General features: G+C 65.5%; 4 protein-coding genes. 2 read left to right on the top strand and 2 right to left on the bottom strand.

Going from position 1 to position 4,888, the window contains the following annotated elements; genetic code table 11:
* Positions 1-18: 18 nt before the first annotated feature.
* On the top strand, positions 19-612 hold the full coding sequence (locus tag JX283_RS07775) for a DNA-deoxyinosine glycosylase (protein WP_239652546.1): 594 nt from the start codon (positions 19-21) through the stop codon (positions 610-612).
* A gap of 1,522 nt (positions 613-2,134) precedes the next feature.
* On the opposite strand, the gene JX283_RS07785 is transcribed toward JX283_RS07775, so the two are convergent.
* Together JX283_RS07785 and JX283_RS07790 are read right to left on the bottom strand one after the other, a co-directional pair.
* Complete coding sequence (locus tag JX283_RS07785; RefSeq protein ID WP_204830067.1) at positions 2,135-2,926, bottom strand: amidase domain-containing protein; 792 nt, start codon at positions 2,924-2,926, stop codon at positions 2,135-2,137.
* A gap of 36 nt (positions 2,927-2,962) precedes the next feature.
* Complete coding sequence (locus JX283_RS07790; RefSeq protein WP_168354069.1) at positions 2,963-3,109, bottom strand: hypothetical protein; 147 nt, start codon at positions 3,107-3,109, stop codon at positions 2,963-2,965.
* A 361-nt stretch (positions 3,110-3,470) separates the two neighbouring features.
* On the opposite strand from JX283_RS07790, the gene JX283_RS07795 reads away from it, so the two are divergent.
* Complete coding sequence (locus JX283_RS07795) at positions 3,471-4,637, top strand: DUF3810 domain-containing protein (protein WP_204830068.1); 1,167 nt, start codon at positions 3,471-3,473, stop codon at positions 4,635-4,637.
* Positions 4,638-4,888 lie beyond the last annotated feature (251 nt).

Genomic DNA, 4,888 nt, shown 5'->3' on the forward strand with positions numbered 1-4,888 from the left:
GCCCACACCCCCACCCTCGTGACCCACACCATCGAGCCGCTCTTTGACAGCCGCAGCCGCGTGCTGATGCTCGGCACCATGCCGAGCCCCAAGTCGCGGGNGTACGGCTTTTACTACGGGCATCCGCGCAACCGCTTTTGGCCCGTGATGGCCCGCCTCTGGGACGAGCCGCCGGCGACCACCATTGCCGAGAAGAAGGCCCTCATGCTGCGCCACCGCCTCGCCGTGTGGGACNTGCTGGCGGGCTGCGAGATCGTGGGCGCGTCGGACGCTTCCATCAAGCGGCCGCGCCCCAACGACCTGGCGCGCATCATTGACGCCGCGCCCATTGAGGCCGTGGTGACCTGCGGCTCTGCAGCGAGGCGCTACTACGAGCGCTTCGACGCGCCGCGGTGGCCCGAGCTGCCCCACCTGGCGCTGCCGTCCACGAGCCCGGCCAACGCGCGCATGTCGCTAGACGCGCTCGTTAAGGCCTACGCGCCCGTGAGGGACCTGGCCGAGGGCGGCGAGGCGGCGGCAAGGGTGCTGGCGGCGCTGGCTCCGACAGCCGCGGCGGTCTCGGACCCGGAGGACTCGGCTCCGGGGGTCTCGGCCCCGGGGGATGCGCGATGATCCTGATGCTGGGCAACAGCCTGACCACGAGGAACAGGATGCCCGACCGGCTGGCGGCACTCCTCGGCCGCGAGGTGGCCGTGCACGCCCGCGGCGGCGCGCGGCTGGCGGAGCAGGCCAACCCGGCCACGCGGCTGGGCGCGGCCACGGCGGCGGCGCTGGCCGCAGGCGGCGTGGATGCGCTCGTGCTGCAGGAGATGAGCCACGGCCCGGTCACGGCGACCGGGCGGTTCCTGGAGAGCGTGGCTCGGCTGGCGGCCATGGCCCNGGAGGCGGGCGCGGTGCCGGTGGTGTACGGCACGTGGGCCTTCGGCGCCGGGAGCGCGGCCCTGGGGAGGCTGGACCTCTCCCCTGCGGAGATGCACGGCGCCATGCAGGCGGCGCTGGGACGTGTGGAGCGGGAGTGCGGCGTGGCCGTGGCCAACGTGGGCGCGGCGTTCTGGGAGGTCGGCGACGGGGGCGCCGTGGGCGCCGGTCTCCTCGCCGCCGACGGCGTGCACCCGAGCGGGGCCGGCAGCGAGCTGGCAGCCAACGTGCTGGCGGGGACGCTTGGAGCCTGACGGCCTGCTCGCGCCTTCGGTGCACAGGCCCATGCCCTCGGTGCACGCTTTTCCACTCACCGAAGGCCCGAGGCCCCGCACCGCCACCCACCGAAGGCCCGACCCCGTGCACCGAGGCCTTGAACCCGNATGGTGCCCTTGTCGTCCATCCGGGACCGTTAACTCAACCGCGGGCCTGCCGTCCAGCCAAGCCTATCAGCCCAGTCGCACCTCCCTATCGGCCCGCTCCCCGAGGAGCACCGCGCCTGCACAACACACCTGAATCGCGATCAACACTGCGACGGCGGGCACGAGCTCGCCGCGGGGGACAGCGTCGGTCCACGCAATGAAGTCCCAAGGATCCAACAGGGCGATCCCGTGCCCCAAAGTACCGGCAGCGCACCCGGCCGCAACGCTGCCCACAAGCACCGCAACGGGCACACAACGCCGTTGTGCCCGACGCACGATCCAGACGGCGGCGACCGCGACCTGGAGCCACATGAGAAGGTACGAGACGCGTAAGACGCTGGCAGAGGGCTCATACCAAGGCCTCACATGGCAATATGAGGCACCGACGACCAGATAGGCCGCCACCTGCATTCCGATGATGGCCGCCAGCACGGCCGCTAGAACCTGTCCGGGCCCAAGAGGGTGCGCCACCGAACGCCGACCTCTCGCCATGAGNAAAACGGCCACCGGCACGCAGAGGGCCATCAGGCAGAACAGCCCTTGCGCGACCNGATGCCATTCGGCGACAAGGANGACGAGGGGCCGCACCTCCCCGAGCGCGAGCGCCGTGCTGTTGCCGAGAGGCACAAGCAGGCCCGCCTCGCACAGTGCCACCACCNCCTCTGCGATCGCCCACGAACAAGAACGCCGCCGAACTAGTCGCACGCAGAGAATCACGGCCACGAGCAGGGACGCCCCCACTACCCAAGCAGCAGGGGCATCCGAGTACAATTTAACTAATGACACAAACTCTCCTAGCGGCGAATGCGATAATACCTTCCTGAATTGTTATAATTCGGCCAGCCTCGATTCCAATCTAGATAGCCAGAAGAATGCTGAGCAATCCGAAGGCGCGTTCCATCCGTGGTATACACGAAGCCACAATGATCGACCACGCCGTCTGCACCGCAATCGAGTCCGATAATGTCCCCTGACCGGACATTACTCACGAACGATGACCAAGTCCGCGTGGTATAACCGCTTCCAATATAATTCTTGAACGNATTGGCATTTACCCAAGAATTAGACTTGTTCGTTTTCCCAAGCCACCACCACCCGCTCGCAGTCGAATTCTTGCAATCCATTGAGACGCCGGCGTGATGGAGGATTTGTGAAACAAANTTCGTACAATCTGCCCCACCGATATACCCATAGTTTGCATTGTAAGTAGTTGCGAACTGGGCTGCATACGATCGAGCAAGCTCAAGATTAATTCCCGAGTTGAACGGCTGAATGGCGCTCTCCGAAAGACAGGGGTCTGGGCTGGGCAGCAAGAACGAAACAGCATCTTCCGCTTCATCAGAAGCCATATCTCCCACAGATTGCGCTATCTCAATGCACTGAAGTCCCTGCTTAATCGCTTCATTTTCAATTGGGTTTTCTAGGATATCCAGAAATGAGAGCACCTCGCTCTCTTCTTGATAGGAAAGATTTAAATCGCCCACTCGCTCTATATAAACACCTGCCGTTTCTGCACTAAGGGAGGGAAGACCGAGATCATTGCACTTCTGCAGAAAAGCAGCATGATCGGATGCAAAGCGGTCCACAGCAACATCAGTGTCTTTAAATACATCAAGGAGTTCCTATTCTTTTCCAGACACAGCAGCAAAGGAGGGAATCCGCGTATAAGGATCCTCCAGATAGCCGTCCTCAGTGGCGTAGGCCCGGCCGGCGCAGACGAACACAACCCCAAACAAGACCGCAAGCAGGGTAACGACAGCTTTCTTCATCTCAAGTATCCTTTCTCTTATCTTTCAACCTCCCTTCCAGTAAAGCGAGAATTAAGATACACAACCCATCGGAATTGTATAGAAAACCTGAACGGTATAATTCGAATGGCGAATGGTTTTGATAGCTATTTGCTAAGTTATTGCTTTATTGTTCTATCTGCCATTATTAATTCATATTCGTATATTATTATTGTTTGCATTCATTTCGTTGAGTATTTATTAAGCGTCTCGTAACAGGCATTATGCCGACAACGAAGTACGCCAATTGACACATGTCACCGCTCCCTTTGCCATGAAGCCCCGAACCCGCATGGGGCCCTGCCGTCCATCCGGTATGGTGGGGCCGTCGAGAGGAGGGGCCATGCACCTGCACCACCCGCGCCCGCGCCGCGCCACCGTTGCCGCAGGCGCATGCCTCGCNATGGCGGCCGCGGCCCTCNCCNGCTCGTNCTGGCTTGCCGCGCACCCCTCCGACGCCTGGGCCTGCGGCCCCTACGTGGCCCTCTCCGACGCCGTGGGGTTTCTGCCCGGGCTCGTGCCCTTCTCCGTGGCGGNGTGGGTCCTCGTCCTCGCCGCTACGGCCGCCGTCGTCTACTTCGCACGCTCCGTCGCGGCCGTCGTCCGTGCCAGCCGCGGCCGCCGCCTCGCCGCCGCCGGGCGCCGCGCGGTGCCGGCCGTCGCCGTGGTCGCGGCAGCCTNGGCGCTCTTCATGGCGCTCCAGGGCCTCAACTACAGCCGGCCCACCTTCGCCGAGCTCGCCGGCTACGGGCCGGTCCTGCAGGAGGCGCGTGCCCTCCCGGCCGAGGAGCGCGCCCGCCGGCTGACGGCCCTCTGCGAGGAGCTCGGGCGCCGCGTGGACGAGAGCCGCGTCGCGCTGGGGCCCGTCTCGGATGGTTGGCTCCGCAACCGGCCGTCCGCCACGGGCGGAGCCGCCGGCGACTTCCCCACCATGGCACGGGCCGCGACGTCCCAGGTACGGGCGCTGAACGACCGCTACCCGGGCCTCTTTGCCGTGGACTTCTCGGACCCCAAGCCGGTGCTGGCGTCGCGCGCCATGTCGCTCGTGGGCATCACCGGCGTCTACTTCCCCTACACGGCCGAGGCCAACGTCAGCTGCGACTGGCCGCGCCTCTCCATCCCGGCCACCATGGGCCACGAGCTGGCCCACCGCGCCGNGTTCATGCGCGAGGANGAGGCCAACTACATCGGCTACCTGGCCTGCGCGGCATCGGACGACCCCCTCGCCCGCTACAGCGGCCTCACCATGGCCTACGACGAGGCCATGGCCNCGNTCCACCGGGCCGACCCCGAGGCCTGGGCCCGCATCCACGGCGAGAGGGACCTGGCAGTGGCAGGTGACCGCGCCGCCCGGACCGACATGGCGGCGGCCTACCGCGGCCCCCTCCAGAACCTNGGCGACGCCGTGNACGACGGCTACCTCAAGGNCAACGGCCAGGAGGCGGGCACGGCCAGCTACGGCCTCATGGTCGACCTCCTGCTGGCGGACCCCGCCCTCCAGAGCGCCTGAGACCGCCGCGCTCCTCCTCCGCACCTGAATGCGGTTGAGGGCGACATCGGGCGGCGTCGAGTCGGAGAATCCGCCCCTAGGCGCGTTCAGGGAGGGGAAATCCGCCCTCAAACGCGTTCAGGTGCGGAAGGGGTCGCCCTCAGACGCGTTCAGGTGCCGAGAGGGGTGCCGAGAGAGGGGGCAGCAAGGAGGACGGCGGCAAGGGATGCCGAGAGGGGTGCCGAGAGGGACAGCCTCAGACGGCCCTACTC

Origin of the sequence: Olsenella sp. CU969, assembly GCF_905219715.1 — a bacterium.
Lineage (GTDB): Bacteria > Actinomycetota > Coriobacteriia > Coriobacteriales > Atopobiaceae > Granulimonas > Granulimonas faecalis.

Excerpts from the sequence above, each read along its gene's own strand:
- JX283_RS07790 (WP_168354069.1), bottom strand. The coding sequence starts at position 3,109 with ATGAAGAAAGCTGTCGTTACCCTGCTTGCGGTCTTGTTTGGGGTTGTG.